The organism is Bradyrhizobium nivariense (assembly GCF_029846695.2).
Taxonomy (GTDB): Bacteria; Pseudomonadota; Alphaproteobacteria; order Rhizobiales; family Xanthobacteraceae; genus Bradyrhizobium.
The window spans coordinates 1-17337 of sequence record NZ_JARWCR020000082.1 but is presented as its reverse complement, the minus strand read 5'-3'; the positions used below and the strand labels follow the sequence as shown (position 1 = coordinate 17337).

The window sequence follows — 17337 nt, the reverse complement described above, 5'->3', positions numbered from 1 at the left end:
CATGAGCTCTGCGAAATTCGACATCGTCGTCTATGGCGCGACCGGTTTTACCGGCCAGCTCGTCGCCGAATACCTGACCCAGCATTACAAGAGCGACCACGCGCTCAAATGGGCGATGGCAGGCCGTAGCCTCGGCAAGCTGAAATCGGTACGCGATGCGATCGGCGCGCCCGGGAATACGTCGCTGATCGTCGCGGATGCATCGGACGCGGCCTCGCTGAAGGCGATGGCGGAGCAGACGATGTCGGTGATCACCACCGTCGGTCCATACCAACTCTACGGCGAGGAACTGCTCGCGGCCTGCGTCGCCACCGGCACGGATTATTTCGATCTCTGCGGCGAGCCGATCTGGATGCGGCAGATGATCGACAAGTACGAGGCGGCTGCAAAAGAGAGCGGCGCGCGCATCGTGTTTTCGTGCGGCTACGATTCCGTGCCGTTCGAGCTCGGCGCGTTCTTCGTCCAGGAGGAGGCCAAGCGCGTGCTCGGCGCGCCAGCGTTGCGCGTCAAGGGCCGCGTGCGCGATATGCGCGGCACGCTCTCGGGCGGCACTGCGGCGAGTGCGAAGGCGACCTTCGATGCGGTGGCCAAGGATCTCAGCCTGATCACGATCCTGAACGACCCGTTCGCGCTGACGCCGGGCTTCACCGGCCCGAAACAGCCGAAGGGCAACAGGTCGCTGATTGAGGAAGACCTGCAATCCTGGGCCGCGCCGTTCGCGATGGCGCTGATCAACACGCGCAACGTCCATCGCTCCAACATGCTGATGGGTTTTCCCTACGGCCAGGAGTTCGTCTACGACGAGATGGTCCTGACCGGCCCCGGCGAGAAGGGCGAAGCCAACGCCAAGCTCGTGATGGCCGCCAATTCCGAGAAGACCGGCCCGAACGCGCCGAAGCCGGGCGAGGGGCCATCGAAGGAGGAGCGGGAGAACGGCCGCTTCGATCTGCTGTATGTCGCGATCGCGCCCGACGGCCGCCAGATCCACGCCGGCGTCACCGGCGACCGCGATCCCGGCTACGGCTCGACCTCAAAGATGATCTCCGAATGCGCCATCTGCATGCTGCGTGACACGACAGACGTCGCAGCCGGCTTCTGGACGCCGGGCGCGGCGATGCAGCACAAGCTGATCAAGCGGCTGCAGGAGCATGCGGGGCTGACGTTTAAGGTGGAGAAGTAGAGCCGGTCACTTGCCGCAATCACGGTGTCATCGTCCGGCTTGACCGGACGATCCCGTATTCCAGAGACGGCACTGATCGAATCGAGAGGCCGCGGCGTACTGGATGCCCGCCTGCCGCCTACGCTAAAAGCTTCGGCGCCCCTGGACCTCAACCTCGGCGAAGCCTTGGCGTAGCCGGGTCGCGGGCCTGACAGCGTTCGCCACTACACCGCCCGCGCGTCGTACGCGTACATGAACTCCATGCTCTTCGAGCCCAGCGGCAGCAGCCACTTCATCATCTGATTACGGATCCACGCCCCGGTGGCGCTGAATTCGCGCTTGCTGTTGCCGTTGCGGCGCGCCAGAGCAACGATCTTTTCCGCGCGCGGGCGTCGCTCGGCCTCGAAGGCCTGGAAGGTGGCGCCGAGCTCGTGGCCTTCCTGCATCAGCCGGGCGAGGCGCATCGCATCCTCCAGCGCGAGCGAGGCGCCCTGGCCGGCATGGGGGCTGGTCGCATGGGCGGCATCGCCGATCAGCAGCGATCGTTTGCGCGACCAGGTCGGCAGCGTCGCGACGTCGAGCGTGTCGGTGACCACGATGTTCTCGGCCGCCTCGATGATGGCGGGGATCGGATCGTGCCAGCCGCGGTGGAAGCCGCGCAGGTGCTGCTTCAGCGTCGCGTGGTCGAGCGCGCGAAACATCGCCGCGTCCATGCCGTGTGCGGGCTGCGTGCTCCACCACATCACGCCGTCGTTCGGATCGGGACTGCAATAGCCGTAGCCGAAGAAGCCGCTCTGCCCGAACGTGGTCTCGACGTTCCGGCCGATCGGCCGGCCGTCGAGGACGGCGTGCGGCACGAAGCCGCCGAAGCCGATCAGTCCGGTGTCGAACGGTTGCGGCCCGTCCGGCACGACCTGGCGCCGCGCGACCGAGTGCACGCCGTCGGCGCCGATCAGGAAGTCGCCTTCGGCGGTGGTGCCGTCGGCGAAATAGGCGATGATCGGCTGGTCGCCGCGGTCCTCGATCTTGATCAGGCGCTTCTCGAAATATAGCGAGACGCACGCGCACCAGGCCTTGTCGATCAGCATCTCGTTCAGCGTCGCGCGGCAGACATTGACCGCGGGCTGACCGAAGCGCCGCGCCATGTCGCGGTTGATCGAGCCGAGCCGCTCTCCGCCTTGCGAATAGAAGTCGAACGACTCCGCGATCGAGCCGCGGCTGATCAGCTCGTTCGAAAGGCCGATCTCGTCCATGACCTGCATGCCGTTCGGCGCGATCTGAAGGCCGCCGCCGATGCCTTTCGAATAGGGCCAGGCCTCGTAGATCGCGGATTCGATGCCGGCGCGGCGCAGCAGGATCGCTGCGACGGGGCCGGCGATGCCGGCGCCGATGATCAAGGCCTTGCGGGGACGATAGGACATGGCTTGCTCCCGACGTTTCCGTGGTGCTAGGAGAATTATGGTCGCTAAATCTCTTAGTTGCTAAGATATATATCGACTAAGATATGAGGTCGGCCTTGTCAAGGACGAAGGCGCGCGCCGCGCTGTTGCAGGAGCTCGAGGAGGCGATGCGCAGGTCGTCCGCGCAGGGCGTGCTCTATGGCCAGACCGTTGCGAACGTTGCCGGAATTGCCAATTCCGACCTCGAATGCATGGACATCCTGTATCTCGAAGGCCGCGTCACCGCCGGCCGGCTCGCCGAGGTCACGGGCCTCACGACCGGCGCCATCACCGGCGTGGTCGACCGGCTCGAGAAGGCTGGACTCGTGCGCCGCGAGCGGGATGAAAACGACCGGCGCAAAGTCTTCATTGCCGTCGTGCCGGAAGCAGCCATGAAGATCGGCCAGTTCTACGTGCCGATGCAGCAGGCAATGGAGAAGGTGTTCAATACCTATTCCGACCAGGAACTGCGGCTGCTGCTGCGCTTCGCGACGGAGGGTTACAAGGGCGTGCTCGCGGCGACCGAAGCACTCAAGGGCCTGCTCGACACGCCGCCGGAGAAGCGTCCCGATCTCAAGCTGAAGAAGCTTCGTCGCTAGAGCGTTTTCGAGCGACGCGTCAAAATAAGAAAACAGACATCACTGTTCCGATTCCATCGGAACGGTGATGTCCTTGACCTTGTAGATCTGTGCAGCCGCGATCATGCCCCACATCGCGCCCAGCATCATCCAGAAGTGCCGCCAGTGGTCGGTGTCGATCACGAAACTTTCGCCGACGGTGCCGACGAAGGCGGAGAACACCGCGAGATAGGCGCGCTGCCATGGCACACGGACGAAGATGTGTCGAAAGCCCATGATGACGGTCGTGAAGACCAGCGCGGGATAGCAGATTCCGGACAGCCAGCCGCCGGACATGAAGGCGTTGAGATAGGAATTGTGGGTATCCTCGGGGAAGAAGCGGTGGAATTGCAGGGGACCGATGCCGAACGGCAGGTCGAGCGCCATCTCCGCACCCAGGATGTGCCGGCCGAACCGGCCGAACCGGCCTTCGTCATAGCTCTGGTCGAAGCTCGCGCGCTGCTTGAACATTTCGGCGATGGAATCGAACGACATCAACACCGCGATCAGCGCGAGACCCAGCACCGCGGCCAGGATCGCCATGACGATGATGCGCGAGCGCTGCGCGTTGGTGCGGCTGGTCAGCACCATCAGCGCCAGCATGAAGGCGGATGTCAGCACCAACCCGCCCCAGGCGGCGCGGGAGAAGGCGAGCAGGATCGCCAGCGACATGATGCCGAAGCCGATGACGTTGCGGAACGCCTTGCCGAGCTTGTCGGAAACCACGCTCTGGAGCGAGAACAGTGCCGGCAGGATCAGGAAGGCGCCGAGCACGTTCGGATCCTTGAAGGTGCCGCGCGCGCGTCCGTAAAGTGTGAGGAGGTCGTCTCCGCCCGGAACCAGGTGGAAGTAGCCGGCGACCGCCGACAGCGAGGCGACCATCGCGCCGACCACGAGCCCGCGGCGGAGCATGTCGAGCCGCGCCGTGGTGTCCTCCGACGAGACCATCGCGAAGAACACGACCGTCACCGCCATGTACCAGGAGGTCGCAATCCAGCTCACCACCTCGGACTGCTCGAACAGCGGGATCGCGCTGATCGTATAGCCGACATTGAGCAGGATCAGCATCAGCACCAGCGGCATCAGGGCGAGCCGTAGGCGCAGGCCGGTGGCGAAGAAGGTGACGGTGGCGAGCAGCGTCACGATCTCGTAGGGGCTCGGCTCGATGAAGACGATCGCGCCGGAGGCGCCGACCAGCCACACCAGCGCGCGCTGAAGGGACAGCACGCCAGGCGCAGCGCGAACCGCTGCATTCATCTCCCCGGCTGTCGCCGCATACGCCATCACACGCTCATACGTTTACGCAACTGGTACGCAAGACTTCCGCCGTCATGCCCCGCGAAGGCGGGGCATCCAGTACTCCGAGCCGTTCGTGGCAGTTTCCGCTGCCGGTGATTACTGGATCGCCCGGTCAAGCCGGGCGATGACAGCGTGGCGCAGGCACGACAAACTCAATACGCGTTCTCGTTCTTGGTCAGCAGCGAGATCGGCGTCTTCAGCAGAATGACGAGATCGAACAGCGCCGACCAGTTCTCGATGTAATACAGGTCGAACTCGACGCGTTTCTGGATCTTCTCTTCATTGTCGATCTCGCCGCGCCAGCCGTTGATCTGGGCCCAGCCGGTGATGCCGGGCTTGACCCGGTGGCGGGCGAAATAGCCGTCGACGGCTTCGTCGAACAGGCGGCTCTGGAGCTTGCCCTGCACCGCATGTGGACGCGGGCCGACCAAGGAAAGATCGCCGGAGAAGACCACGTTGAAGAGCTGCGGCAGCTCGTCGAGGCTGGTCTTGCGGATGAAGCGGCCGACGCGGGTGACGCGCGAGTCGTTCTTGGTCACGACCTTCGACGCGGTCGGATCAGCCCGATGATGGTACATCGAGCGGAACTTGTAGACGTCGATGCGCTCGTTGTTGAAGCCGAAGCGCTTTTGGCGGAACAGCACGGGGCCGGGGCTGTCGAGCTTCACTGCCAGCGCCACCAATCCCATCACCGGCAAGGCCACGAGCAGCGCGAGGCTGCCGACGACGCGGTCGAACAGCCATTTCATCACCAGGTCCCAGTCGGTGATCGGCGCCTCGAACACGTCCAGCGTTGGCACCTCGCCGATATAGGAGTAGGAGCGGGGACGGAAGCGCAGCTTGTTGGTGTGCGCGGACAGGCGGATGTCCACCGGCAGCACCCAGAGCTTCTTCAGCATCTCCAGGATGCGCGTCTCGGCGGAGATCGGCAGCGCGAACAGCACGAGATCGATGCGGGTGCGGCGGGCGAGCTCGACGATGTCGTCGACCTTGCCGAGCTTGCGCGCGCCGGCGCAGGTGTCGAGCGCGCGGCTGTCGTTGCGGTCGTCGAACACGCCGAGCACGTGGATGTCGGAATCCTCCTGCGAGTTCAGCGCCTCGACCAATTGTTCGCCGTTGCGGTCGGAGCCGACGATGATGGTGCGGCGGTCGAGCCGGCCGTCGCGCGCCCAGGCGCGCACCAGCGAGCGCAGCACCAGACGCTCGCTGACGAGCGCGGCGAGCCCCAGGAAGTAGAAGGCGGCAAGCCACAGCCGCGATATTTCGCTGCCGAACTTGGCGAAGAAGGAGATGCCGATGAACAACAGGAAGACGAACGACCAGGACGAGATCATGCGCGTCATCTGCCGGAGCTGACCGCGGAACAGTTGCACCTGATAGATGTCGGCGGCCTGGAAGCAGACCACGGCGGAGACCGCGACGGCGCTGATCTGTGCGGGATAAGCCCAGCTGAAGGAGCCGGCGAGCGGCATGACATAGCCGAGATAGAGCGCGATGCCGACGAGGCTCAGCAGCGCGAAATCGGCCAGGCGGACGAGGCCGGTGATCACGATCGGCGAATAGGCGCGGGCGACCTTCTGGTTGACGACGTCGAGCGCAGCGGGCGAGAGGCGGCGGCGACGCTCCACAAAGGGCTGGTCAGCTGGCTTCGCCGCGGCGCTGGTCGCGGCATCGAGCATCGAGCGTGCGTTGAGCGGTTCCACGGGCGTCCACGTCCATTCCAAAAACATGCGGGACGCGTCCTTGCGCCCCGGGCAAGCATCCCCAGGCCCATCGATTATCGGACAAATCGGAAGATTCTCTAAAGCAGCCTTAAGGATGCTTAATGATTGGTAAATGCGTCGCGATAGCCCGCGAGCACGCCGTCGACCATCGCCTGCTGGGAGAAATGCGCGGAGATGCGCTCGCGCAAGGACGCCGCACGCTGCGCGGTCGCTTGCGGATTGTCGAGTGCGGCCGCAATCGCCTCCGCCATGGCCTCGGGATTGCTCGGCGCGAACAGAGCGGGGTTCTCCGCGCCAAAGATCTCGGGAATGCCGCCGATCCTGGACGCGATCATCGGAATGCCGGCGGCACCGGCCTCGATCACGACATAGGGCATGGAATCGCCACGCGAGGGAACGACCAGCAGTCGCCCCTTGGAGAAGCCGTAGCGCGCCTTGACGTGACCGATGAAGCGGATGGCGCTGGAGAGGCCGAGTCTCTCGACCTGCGCCTTAAGTGCCGCGGTCTCCTCGCCATCGCCGCCGAGCGTCAGTGTGACTTTCTTGCCGCCCTCGTGCAGGCGCGCCACCGCATCGACCAGCAGATCGGCGCCCTTGATGTGCCTGAACTCACCGACATAAGCGAGGTCGGTGGCGTCGTCGGCGATGATAACAGGCTCGAATTCTTCCGGCGTCACGCCGTTGAAGACGCAATGTACCACGCCCTTCGGCGTGCCGACGATGCGCTGATAGGTGTCGCGGGCAAACGCGCTTTCGAACAGAAACAGGTCGGTCGCGCCCATCAGCGTGCGCTCGAGCCGCGCGTAAAACTCGCCCTTGAGAGTGTTGAGGGGATAATGCAGCGAGCCGCCGTGCGGAGTGTAGATGCGGATGGTGTCGTCGGAGCGCCGCCGCATGCGGATGAAAGCGCCGGCCTTGGCGCCGTGGCCATGCAGGACGTCGGGCTTGAGCGTGGCGACCAGGCGCCGCAAGCGAAGCCACACCAGGACATCGTCAGGCGACGGTTCGCGGCGGATCGCCATCCGGTGCACGCCGAGCTTCAGCCGCGGTGCGAGCTCGGCAAGGGCCTTGTCGGCGCGCTCACCGCCGGTGAGGCTGTCGGCGAGGATGCCGACATGATGGCCACGGTCGACCTGGCCATTGGCGACGTCGAGGATGTGGCGGAAGATGCCGCCGACCGGAGCGCGTACGGCGTGCAGAATTCGAAGCGGCTGGTCGGGAGAGGGGGGCATGATCAAAACCAGCGCTCGACGGCGAATGCGCGAACAATTCTCACGAAATATCGAGACGGATTAAGAGCCCTCGTGGTTAACAAACGGTGACGAGCACGCCCGCGCGAGCCGCTGGATGCCGCGATTAACCCAGCGGCAACCTTAATGGAGTGTAATCGCTCCGGTTGAGGTAGGTTCGTGGCGTTGCCCTGCGGGAGTGTTCGATGCGTATAGCGTTCTGGCGTGCCGGCAAGGACAAGGCGGTGGTCGAGCGGGCTGTCTCGAAGGCCAAAGCCGAAGCCAAGCGGGCCGAACTCGAGCCCAGGATTGAAGCAAGGCCGGCGCGCGTTGCTCCGAGGCAGCCGCCAGTCGAGTCCGGCGACATCGACCTTCACGCGCTCGGCGCGGCCTTGGCGCGCAAGCGCGGCTGGATCATCGTGCCGACGGCGCTGGCGCTCGTCGCATCCATCGCGGTCGTCAATCTCGTCACACCGCGCTATAAATCTGAATCCCGCATCCTGATCGACGGCCGCGAGAACGTGTTTCTGCGCCCCAACAGCGATCGCGCCGAGGAACGGCAGGCGCTCGACGCCGAGGCCGTCACCAGCCAGGTGCAGCTCGTGCTGTCGCGCGACCTCGCGCGCGAGATCATCAAGAAGAACAAGCTCGCGGAGCGGCCCGAGTTCGATCCGGTGCTGCAAGGCATTTCGCCGCTGAAGTCGCTTGCGGCGCTGGTCGGCATCGGCCGCGATCCGTTCTCGATGACGCCGGAAGAGCGCGTGCTGGACGCTTATTACGAGCGCCTCCAGGCCTACGCCGTCGACAAGTCGCGCGTCATTGTCATCGAATTCCAGTCCGCCGATCCCGATCTCGCCGTGCGCGTCGCCAATTCGATCGCCGACGGCTATCTGGTGCTTCAGCAGGATGCGCGTCAGGACCAGGCCCGGAACGCGAGCCAGTGGTATGCCGGCAGAATCGACGAGCTGCGACGCAATGTCTCCGAGGCCGAAGCGAAGGCGGAGGATTTCCGCTCCAAGTCGAGCCTGTTCGTCGGCACCAACAACACGACGCTGTCGAACCAGCAGATGGGCGAGGTCAACACCCAGCTCAACAATGCGCGCGCGTTGAAGGCCGATGCCGAGGCCAAGGCGCGCCTGATCCGCGAGATGATCCAGAGCGGTAAGCCGATCGAGTCGTCGGAAGTGCTGAACTCGGAATCGATGCGCACGCCCTCCCAGCAGCGCGTGGCGTTGCGGGCGCAACTGGCCGAGCAATCGTCGACGTTGCTCGGTAACCATCCGCGCATCAAGGAATTGAAGGCGCAGCTCGCCGACCTCGACACCCAGATCCGCGACGAGGCCGCCAAGCTTGCCCGCACGCTCGAAAACGATGCGCGTGCCGCCAACGGGCGCGTTCAGGAGTTGTCGGCAAGCCTCGATCAGCTCAAGAAGCAGGCGACGTCCACCAACGGCCAGGACGTGCAGCTCCGAGCCCTCGAGCGTGAGTCCAAGGCGCAGCGCGACTTGCTCGAAACCTATCTCGCAAAGTACCGCGAGGCGAACACCCGCGAGACCATCGACACCGCGCCGACGGATGGCCGCATCATCTCGCGCGCCATCGTCTCGAACATGCCGGCCTATCCGAAGAAGCTGCCGATCGTGCTGATCGCGACGATCGCGACACTGCTGCTCTCGTCCGGCGTCGTCGTCACCGGAGAGTTGTTGCGCCAGACTGCGCCTCGTGCGGTAGCCGTGTTCACGCCAGCGCAAACGCGGCCGTCGGCTCGCCAGGAACAAGTTGTCCAACCGATGGCCGTCGAGCCGATCGTCGATCCGGTCATGGCAAAACCCGCGCCGCTTCAGCCGCAGATGACGGCCGATGCCGATGTCAGCGAATTCGCGGAGATCGAACAACTGGCCGACAGCCTGCGCGCCGCCGGGACCATGGCGAAGAAAGTCACGGTGCTCGGCACCGCAGCCGGCGAAGCCATCACGCTGTCGACGCTGACGCTGGCCCGGCATCTGGCGCGCGATGCGCGGGTCGTGGTGGTCGATCTCGCCGCGTCCTCGCCGACCATGGCCGCCGTGTCCGTCGACGCCTCCGCGCCCGGCCTTGCCGAGCTGATGCAGGGCGAGGCGTCGTTCGCGCAGATCATCACCAGGGACAAGCTCTCGCGGCTGCATCTGGTCATGGCCGGCCGCGCCGGCTTCGACCGCAGCCTGTTGCAGTCGCCGCGGGTGACGCTCGCGGTCGACGCGCTGCTGCGCGCCTACGACCACGTGCTGCTCGATGCCGGCAGCGCCTCCGACCTTCCAGCCGAGCTCCTGACGGCGAATGCCCGCGCCGTCGTGGTGCCCGACGCGTCGATGGCGCCGGATGCGCGCGCGCAGATGTGCGAACAGCTCAGCGCCGTCGGCTTCAGCGAGGTGACGATGCTGAGCAAGCCCGTGCAGTCGTCGGATGCGAGGGACGCGCCGCGCGTCGTGGCGGCGTGATGTCCTTGCCCTCTCTGTGGGGCCCGAGCGAGCGCCTCGTCCTTCGAGACGACCGCTTCGCGGTCTCCTCAGGATGAGGCTTGGCTAAATCGGAATCCGTTGAAGCGGCTGCCGCGAATTCTGTCCTCATCCTGAGGGCCCGCCGGAGGCGGGCGTCTCGAAGGATGCGCCGCATGGGAGCGTCTCCCAACCGGGGAATTCTTACCCGAACGCTCGTCGCAGCCGCTGCGCAAGGTCGAACAGCATCTGGTTCTGCTTCACCAGCCGCTTGCCGTGGCTCAGCGAGGACATCGCCATCGCCGCGAGTTTTCCGCGTGACGTTAGCGGAACAAAACTGTCGAAGATGTCCTGGTCGTCCTTGCAGAACATCCGCTTGTACTCGTCCGAGCCGATACCGAGGTCGAGCGAGCGGTAGCCGCGCTCGCCGCAGCGGTCGATGATGTAGCGCATCAGGATCAGACCGGGGCTGTAGCGGGCGTGCTCGGACATCGTGTAAGTGTTGAACATCATCGAGAAGCGCTGGCCGTCGGCGACGCCGGCGAAGATCGCGATCACCTCGTCGTCGCATTCGAGCGCGTGGATGTCGATGACGCGGCCTTCACCGCGCGGCGCAAGGCAGGCGCTGCGGACGAATTGCTCGACTCCCGGCTCGGCAAAGACGTTGGGAAGCTTCTGTTCGGCCATCCGTGCCGGCTTGACGCGGAAGAACCAGTCGAGCAGGCGGGTGACGTCCGCGTCCGTGGTCGCCAGGTGATAGCGATAACCGGCGAGCGCCTGGAGCTTCTTCTCCTTGCTCTTGAGGCGTCGGCGGAAGGAATTGCTGATCCGCGATGCCGGCGGACCGCCCGGCTCCATCACCAGCAGCGGGCAGCCGTTGATCGCGCTCTGGCGCGGCAGGTGCGCAAACGGGTTCTGCTGGTCGTGCCAGTGCAGCGGCTGCTGCGTCAGTGCGAGCACGTCGACATGCTCGCGCAGCGGCGCAAGCAGCGCGTCGAGATCGGTGATGGCGACCTGCGCTGCAAACCCGGCGTTCCACAGGCCCATGTTGAAGGTCGTATGCTTGCCGCCCATGAAGCAGGCCGTGCGCACGCCGTGGTTCTGGCGCAGCGAGAGCGGCAGCAGCAGGAGCGGCTGATGCTCGGCGTCGCGGGCAATGACGATGAAAGGGCGGGCACGTTCGTGCTCGCCGACCAGACGCTGCCAGGGATTCAGCAGGTCAAATCGCTGATAGGGCGTGAAGAGGTGACCAGGCTCCTCGAAGGCGCGCCAGACCGCCTCGGCCGCGCCGAGGTCGGCAACGATATCGACATGCGCGATACGGCTCGCTTTCGACCGCGCTGGCGCTTCTGCCGTCCGGCTTTGCATCGCCGCAGCCATGGTCATTCGCGAAACCTGTCGAGAAATCAAAAATATGCGTAATTCGGCCTGTGGCCGACCTTTGCAAAGAAGTGTCAACAAAGGGTAATGACTATAGGAGAGGGAACGGGCGCCGACGGGCGCGAAGGTGGGATCTTGGCATCCGACGACAGATGGCTGGAACGGCTGCGCCTTGAGCTGACCTGGTTCACCGGCCAGGCTGCGCTGCGCAGTCGTGGTGCCGGTGCCATCCTGCGCTTTGCGCATGTGCGGCCGCGGCGGCGCGGCGGGTTTCAGCCACAGCGCGAGAACGAGATCACGCCGCACTTCCTCGATCGCGCCATTCGCGCGCTGAAGCGGTGGAAGTATGATTTTCTCGGGATGGACGAGGTCTGCCGGCGCGCGGTGACGCTGCCGGAAAAGCGGCGCTTCGTGGCGCTCACCTTCGACGGCGCCGGCAAGGATCTGATCAACTTTGCCTATCCGGTGCTGGCGCGCCACGCCGTGCCGTTCACGATCTATGTGCCCACGGCGTTTCCCGATGGCGTCGGAGAAGCCTGGTGGCTCGGACTCGAACAGGTGATCGCGCGCGAGAGCCGGGTCAGCCTGATGATGGGCGATAGGGAGCAGCGCTTCACTGTCACTGATAATGCCGAGAAGCAGGCGCTGTTCTCCTTCGTCGAGGGCTGGCTGCGCGCGCTGCCGCCGGCGGATGTGTCGGCTGCGATCGCCGACCTCTGCACACGCTACCGGATCGACCTCGCCGCGCTCTCGCGCGAGGCGTCGATGAATTGGGAGGATCTGGCGAAGCTCGCGGCCGATCCGCTGGTGACGATCGGCAGCGCGACCGTGAACTATCCTGTTCTCGCCAACATGAAGGATGCAGCCGCGCTGCGCGAGATGACGATGGGCAAGGCGGTGGCGGAAGCGGCCTTCCACCGCGAGATCCGGCATCTGGCCTTTCCGTTCGGCGATCGCGCCTCGTTCCGGCGCAGCCACGTCGTGATGGCGGAGGAGGCTGGTTTTGCCAGCGCGGTGTCGACGATCCCGGGCATCGTGGATGCGGAGGGACGCACCAATCGGCACGCGCTGCCGCGAATTTCCTGGGATGGCCGGGTGCGCTCGCTGCGCATGATGCGGGTGCTGGTGTCGGGCACGGCCTTTGCGCCAGTGAAGCCGACCGGCACTGCTACGAACTAGGAGTGCTACGAACTGGAAGCGCTACGAACTGGACTTGGCGCGGTCGGGCCGCTGCATCCAGCTCACAATCGGCATCGCCGGCAGCACCCAGCCCATGCCGACCACCACGTAATAGATCGCCTGCCGCCAGCCGGACTCGGCGATCCACGGCATCTGCGCCAGCGCCATGCCGAGCAGGGCCCAGACGGTGGCGAGCACCAGGAGCAGGATGGTGCCGAGGAACTTGCGGGTGCGGATCGTCATGACGGAATATCGCGGCTTTCGCGTAACTTGCGCTGCGGGAGCGGGGGACTATAAGGGGCACGCAGTCCGGTTCAAGCTCTGGTTTTTGCCTCGAATGACGACGATTTCCGCCCCGTCCGAGCCGCATCGCGCCGTGCGCTGGTGGTTGATCTCCGTGGCTGCGCTGATCGCGCTGATGGTGCTGGTCGGCGGCGCGACGCGGCTGACGGAATCCGGTCTCTCGATCGTCGAATGGAAGCCGGTCACGGGCAGCATGCCGCCACTCTCGGAAGCGCAGTGGACCGAGGCCTTCGAGGCCTACAGGAAGATCCCGCAATATCGCGAGCTCAACGCGGGCATGAGCCTGTCCGAGTTCAAGGAGATCTTTTGGTGGGAATGGAGCCACCGGCTGCTCGGTCGTTTCATCGGCGTCGCCTATCTCCTGCCGTTCCTGTTCTTCCTCTGGCGCGGCGGCCTGTCCGGTGAGTTGAAGCGGCGGCTATGGCTGTTGTTTGGGCTCGGCGGGCTCCAGGGCGCGGTCGGCTGGTGGATGGTGGCCTCAGGGCTGTCCGAACGCGTCGAGGTCTCGCAGTATCGGCTGGCGACGCATCTGGTGCTCGCGCTCCTGATCTTCGCCGGCATCGTCTGGACGGTGCGGCGGCTCGCCGTGCGTCCGCAGATCGCAGCATCTTCGCGGCTGCGCTTCACCAGCGCGTTGCTCCTCGTCGTGACCTTTATCCAGATCTATTTCGGTGCGCTGGTTGCGGGCCTGCGCGCCGGCCGCGCCTACAACACCTGGCCGCAGATCGACGGCACGTTCATTCCCTCAGTGGAGCGGCTGTGGTTCGAGACGCCGTGGTGGCGCAACATGTTCGACAATGTGCTGACGGTGCAGTTCGAGCACCGCATGACGGCCTATGCGCTGTTCGCGCTGGCGGCGTTGCACGCGTTCGATGCGGTGCGTTCACGCGCAGGTTCTGCGGCAAGCGGCGCGCTCTTGCTATTGGGCGCGGTAAGCCTGCAAGGCGTGCTCGGCATCCTCACGCTGCTCAACCAGGTGCCGATTGATCTCGCGCTCGCGCATCAGGCGGTCGCGATCGTGGTGCTGATGCTTGCGGTGATGCAGACAGAGCGGCTCGCTACACGTCATTCAACCGAAGCGCAGCGGCGCACTGTTCCCGTCGGTCTGGCCGGCTGATCACCATCAGCCGGCTGATCAGCAATAGCCGTAGATGCCGCACGCGTAGGGCAGGCGCCAGAAATAATCGACCTGCTTCCCGCCGTAATACGAACCCTGATAATCGTAATCCCACGGGCGGCCGTAATAGCCCGGCAGCGTGTGGGAGCCCGGCAGCAGTGGCGTACCCGGCAGGTTGCGGATGTAGCTGCCGATGCCATAGGCCGGCGAAATCAGCGCATCCGGATCCGTCTCGACATAGACCATCGGGGGCTCCTGCGGCGGAGCGGCGGCCCGCCGCTTCGGCGTGGCCGGCAAATCGGCGGCAATCGCAGCTGAGACCGTCAGCATCGCCGCAAGGGCAGGCACCATCCAGCGCAGCATCGTCGGCTCCGAATCAAAGGGGCGATCCAGTGACGATGTATGCGGCAGATATGGTTAATGACTGTTAACTGCGACCGTCATTCCGGGGCACCCAAGCGCCCCGGAATGACCAGGAAAGCTACGCGCCCAGCGCCTGTTCCAGATCGGCGATCAAATCTTCCTTGTCCTCGATCCCGATCGAGAGCCGCACCACGTCGGGGCCGGCGCCGGACTTGACCTTGGCAGCGTCGTCGAGCTGGCTGTGCGTGGTCGAGGCCGGATGGATGACGAGCGAGCGGGTGTCGCCGACATTGGCCAGATGCGAGAACAGCTGCAACTTCGACACCAGGCTGACGCCGGCGTCGTAGCCGCCCTTCAGGCCGAAGGTGAACACGGCGCCGGCGCCCTTCGGCGCGTATTTGCGCGCGAGCTGGTTGTACTTGTCGCTCGGAAGGCCCGCATAGCTCACCGAGGCCACCGCCGGATGGCCGGCGAGGAATTCGGCGACCGCCTTGGCATTGTCGCAGTGCTTCTGCATGCGCAGCGGCAGCGTCTCGATGCCCGTGAGGATCATGAAGGCATTGAACGGCGACAGCGCGGGGCCGAGGTCGCGCAGGCCCAGCACGCGGCAGGCGATCGCGAAGGCGAAATTGCCAAACGTCTCCTGGAGCCGGATGCCGTGATACTCGGGCCGCGGTTCGGAGAGCATCGGATATTTGCCGCCGGTCGACCAGTCGAAGGTGCCGGCATCGACGATGATGCCGCCGAGCGAGTTGCCGTGGCCGCCGAGAAACTTCGTCAGCGAGTGCACGACGATGTCGGCGCCGTGGTCGATCGGGCGGATCAGATAGGGCGAGGCCAGCGTGTTGTCGACGATCAGCGGTACGCCCGCCTTGCGCGCTACCGTCGAGATCGCCTCGATGTCGGTGATGCTGCCGCCGGGATTGGCGATGGACTCGATGAAGATCGCTTTCGTGCGCGGGGTAACCGCACGCTCGAAGCTCGCGATGTCGTCGGAATCGGCCCACACCACGTTCCAGCCAAAGCTCTTGAACGCGTGCGTGAACTGGTTGATCGAGCCGCCATAGAGCTTTCGCGCGGCGATGAACTCGTCGCCGGGCTGGAGCAATTGCTGCAACACCACGACCTGCGCGGCATGGCCCGAGGCCACGGCAAGCGCGGCAGTGCCGCCTTCGAGCGCCGCGACGCGCTCTTCAAGCACCGCGTTGGTGGGATTGCCGATGCGGGTATAGATGTTGCCGAACGCCTGCAGGCCGAACAGCGAGGCGGCGTGGTCGGCATCGTTGAAGACGAACGACGTCGTTTGATAGATCGGAGTCGCGCGCGCACCGGTGGTGGGATCGGGCTGTGCACCGGCATGCACGGCGAGGGTCGAAAATCCCGGAAGGCGATCGCTCATTAAGGGCGTCCTGTTCTCGTGGTCTGAAATCGCGCGGCATGCTGATTTGCGCCGCGGCTGTCGTCAAGGCGCGGCTTCACATCAGAATGATCGTGCTACGCATTGTCGCGTTCGCGAAATGAAGCCTTCGCAATTGCGTCAGCTTTGCTCTGTCTTGTTTTTGGCGGCGCGATCCGATGCCGCGGTCTCGCCGCCGCCGACACTCATCCGATTGAGGGATAGCCGCATGCCTTGCGTCGGTGCCGGCGGGCGCTTGGAGCTCAGCGTGCGCGAATTGACGCCCATCCAGGATATCTCCGAGGACAGACGGCCATATTCGATCTTGGGGCAGCGGTTCATCACCACCTTGATACCGACCGATTCCGCCCTCAGCGCCGCCGCATCGTCGCGCGCCCCCAACTGCATCCAGATCACCTTGGGCAGCGGATCGAGCGTCAGGGCTTCCTCGACCACCGCCATGATGTGGCTTGAGTTGCGGAAGATATCGATCATATCGATGGGATAGCCGATGTCGGAGAGCGAGGCGACGAAGGGTTTGCCGAGCAGGTCCTTACCGACGTGGCCGGGATTGACCGGGATCATGCCGTAGCCGCGCTGGGCCAGATATTTGAACGCGAAATAGCTCGGCCGCACGTTGACCGGCGAGGCGCCGACCATCGCGATCGACTTCACGCTGCTGAGGATGCCGCGGATGTAATTGTCGGGATAGGCGTCGTGGTTCATCTTCTTCTTTCTCTGACCCTCATGGTGAGGAGCGCGGCACGCGCGTCTCGAACCATGAAGCCACAGTCGGGCCTCTATCCTTCGAGATGCCGCGTTCCGCGGCTCCTCAGGATGAGGAGTTGACTATTCATCCCGCCATGTCGGCGTGCGCTTTTCGATGAAGGCGCCGATGCCTTCCTCGGCGTCGCGCGCCATCATGTTCTCGGTCATCACCTCTGCTGCATAGCGATAGGCCTCCGCAAGGCTCATCTCGGCCTGGCGATAGAACGCCTCCTTGCCGAGCTTGACGGTGTAGGCCGACTTCAGCGCGACCTGTTCGGCCAGCGCGATCGCGACGTCGCGCTCGGTGCCGGCGGCGACCACGCGATTGATCAGCCCGATTTCGCGGGCGCGCGCGGCCGGGATCGGCTCGCCCGTGAGCAACATCTCCATCGCCTGCTTGCGCGGGACGTTGCGCGACAGCGCCACCATCGGCGTCGAGCAGAACAGGCCGATGTCGACTCCGGGCGTGGCGAAGCTTGCGGCCTCCGAAGCGATCGCAAGATCGCAGCTTGCGACGAGCTGGCAGCCGGCCGCGGTCGCGATGCCCTGGACGGCAGCGACCACGGGCTTGGGGAGACGCACGATCGCCTGCATCATGGCGCTACAGGCATTCATGATGTCTGCGAAATAGGCGCGGCCGCGGTCGGGGTCGCTGCGGCGCGCGGTCAATTCCTTCATGTCGTGGCCGGCGGAGAAGGCCGGGCCGTTGGCGGCGATGACGGCGGCGCGGATGCGCTTGTCTTCGGCAATCGCGTTGATGCTCGCATGCAGCTGTCCGATCATCGCCTCCGACAGGCTGTTGCGCGCGGCGGGGCGGTTCAGCGTCAGCACGGCAACACTGCCGACGATCTCCCGCAGCAGGATCGGCGGTTCCGCGGCTGTCTCTTATA

14 protein-coding genes and 1 pseudogene are annotated in these 17337 nt (G+C 65.0%); 5 read left to right on the top strand and 10 right to left on the bottom strand.

What is annotated here, in order from left to right; genetic code table 11:
- Nucleotide 1: 1 nt before the first annotated feature.
- Nucleotides 2-1180, top strand: a complete 1179-nt coding sequence (locus QCM77_RS39445; RefSeq protein WP_279668308.1) for a saccharopine dehydrogenase family protein — start codon at nt 2-4, stop codon at nt 1178-1180.
- A gap of 203 nt (nt 1181-1383) precedes the next feature.
- On the opposite strand, the gene QCM77_RS39440 is transcribed toward QCM77_RS39445, so the two are convergent.
- On the bottom strand, nt 1384-2580 hold the full coding sequence (locus QCM77_RS39440; protein WP_279668306.1) for an FAD-dependent monooxygenase: 1197 nt from the start codon (nt 2578-2580) through the stop codon (nt 1384-1386).
- A 146-nt stretch (nt 2581-2726) separates the two neighbouring features.
- Here QCM77_RS39440 and QCM77_RS39435 point away from each other — a divergent pair, with 146 nt between their 5' ends.
- The gene (locus QCM77_RS39435) at nt 2727-3197 is read left to right on the top strand and encodes a MarR family transcriptional regulator (protein WP_279668330.1); all 471 of its coding nucleotides are present in this window, start codon (nt 2727-2729) and stop codon (nt 3195-3197) included.
- 39 nt (nt 3198-3236) lie between these two features.
- On the opposite strand, the gene QCM77_RS39430 is transcribed toward QCM77_RS39435, so the two are convergent.
- The 3 genes from QCM77_RS39430 to QCM77_RS39420 form a co-directional block, all read right to left on the bottom strand.
- Nucleotides 3237-4499: an O-antigen ligase family protein gene (locus QCM77_RS39430; RefSeq protein ID WP_279668305.1), complete on the bottom strand. Its 1263-nt coding sequence runs from the start codon at nt 4497-4499 to the stop codon at nt 3237-3239.
- A gap of 167 nt (nt 4500-4666) precedes the next feature.
- Nucleotides 4667-6217 (bottom strand): undecaprenyl-phosphate glucose phosphotransferase, encoded by a 1551-nt coding sequence (locus tag QCM77_RS39425; RefSeq protein ID WP_279668304.1) that lies wholly within the window; start codon nt 6215-6217, stop codon nt 4667-4669.
- Nucleotides 6218-6336: 119 nt separating this feature from the next.
- A complete protein-coding gene (locus QCM77_RS39420) occupies nt 6337-7470 on the bottom strand; it encodes a glycosyltransferase family 4 protein (protein ID WP_279668302.1) in 1134 nt (377 codons plus the stop codon).
- Between the two features lie 203 nt (nt 7471-7673).
- On the opposite strand from QCM77_RS39420, the gene QCM77_RS39415 reads away from it, so the two are divergent.
- Nucleotides 7674-9944 (top strand): GumC family protein, encoded by a 2271-nt coding sequence (locus QCM77_RS39415; RefSeq protein ID WP_279668301.1) that lies wholly within the window; start codon nt 7674-7676, stop codon nt 9942-9944.
- Between the two features lie 201 nt (nt 9945-10145).
- Here QCM77_RS39415 and QCM77_RS39410 read toward each other — a convergent pair whose 3' ends face one another.
- Nucleotides 10146-11327: a GNAT family N-acetyltransferase gene (locus QCM77_RS39410; protein WP_279668300.1), complete on the bottom strand. Its 1182-nt coding sequence runs from the start codon at nt 11325-11327 to the stop codon at nt 10146-10148.
- Nucleotides 11328-11456: 129 nt separating this feature from the next.
- Between QCM77_RS39410 and QCM77_RS39405 the strand changes: the two genes are divergently transcribed.
- Entirely contained in the window at nt 11457-12500 is a 1044-nt protein-coding gene (locus tag QCM77_RS39405) for a polysaccharide deacetylase family protein (protein ID WP_279668299.1), read from the top strand.
- A 21-nt stretch (nt 12501-12521) separates the two neighbouring features.
- Here the strand turns inward: QCM77_RS39405 and QCM77_RS39400 are convergent, their stop codons facing one another.
- Nucleotides 12522-12743 (bottom strand): DUF2842 domain-containing protein, encoded by a 222-nt coding sequence (locus QCM77_RS39400; protein WP_007603477.1) that lies wholly within the window; start codon nt 12741-12743, stop codon nt 12522-12524.
- 94 nt (nt 12744-12837) lie between these two features.
- Here QCM77_RS39400 and QCM77_RS39395 point away from each other — a divergent pair, with 94 nt between their 5' ends.
- Nucleotides 12838-13920 (top strand): COX15/CtaA family protein, encoded by a 1083-nt coding sequence (locus QCM77_RS39395; protein WP_279668298.1) that lies wholly within the window; start codon nt 12838-12840, stop codon nt 13918-13920.
- Between the two features lie 18 nt (nt 13921-13938).
- Here QCM77_RS39395 and QCM77_RS39390 read toward each other — a convergent pair whose 3' ends face one another.
- The 4 genes and pseudogenes from QCM77_RS39390 to QCM77_RS39375 all read right to left on the bottom strand — a co-directional run.
- On the bottom strand, nt 13939-14283 hold the full coding sequence (locus QCM77_RS39390) for a hypothetical protein (protein ID WP_279668297.1): 345 nt from the start codon (nt 14281-14283) through the stop codon (nt 13939-13941).
- A gap of 118 nt (nt 14284-14401) precedes the next feature.
- Nucleotides 14402-15682: an O-acetylhomoserine aminocarboxypropyltransferase gene (locus tag QCM77_RS39385; protein ID WP_279668296.1), complete on the bottom strand. Its 1281-nt coding sequence runs from the start codon at nt 15680-15682 to the stop codon at nt 14402-14404.
- Nucleotides 15683-15820: 138 nt separating this feature from the next.
- Entirely contained in the window at nt 15821-16405 is a 585-nt protein-coding gene (locus QCM77_RS39380) for a CoA-binding protein (protein WP_279668295.1), read from the bottom strand.
- Nucleotides 16406-16528: 123 nt separating this feature from the next.
- Nucleotides 16529-17320 (bottom strand): annotated as a pseudogene (locus QCM77_RS39375) (enoyl-CoA hydratase); the annotation flags it as partial.
- Between the last annotated feature and the right edge of the window lie 17 nt (nt 17321-17337).